This is a genomic window from Heliobacterium chlorum, assembly GCF_014502795.1.
Lineage (GTDB): Bacteria > Bacillota > Desulfitobacteriia > Heliobacteriales > Heliobacteriaceae > Heliobacterium > Heliobacterium chlorum.
The window spans coordinates 1-302 of sequence record NZ_JACVHF010000218.1 but is presented as its reverse complement, the minus strand read 5'-3'; the positions used below and the strand labels follow the sequence as shown (position 1 = coordinate 302).

1 protein-coding gene is annotated in these 302 nt (G+C 51.3%); it reads left to right on the top strand.

Annotated features, from left to right (window positions below; genetic code table 11):
• Window positions 1-114: 114 nt before the first annotated feature.
• On the top strand, window positions 115-302 hold a 188-nt coding region (locus H1S01_RS21115), incomplete at its 3' end, for a hypothetical protein (RefSeq protein WP_188042211.1).

Sequence of the window (302 nt, the reverse complement as noted above, 5' to 3'; positions counted from 1 at the left end):
ATCCGCAAAATGTACCGTTACCTGCCCCCGGCGGGGACAACCCAAGGTGGGATTCGGGATGTGTTGACCTATACGTGGAACGGTGAATACCTGAAACGGGGAGGACTCTAAAAAATGTTCGGTCTGAATGAAACCCTGCTTTCCTTCCTGCGGCGGCAGGTAGGACTTCGAACCGATGCGTCAAGTAGTACAGGAAGCGTTCATGCCAAGCTGGGCGATATTAAAGATACTTCAAACACGAATTTTAGTACGGTAACTACGGCACTGGCCCGGAATCCCTGGGCAGCGGGGAAAAAAGTTTA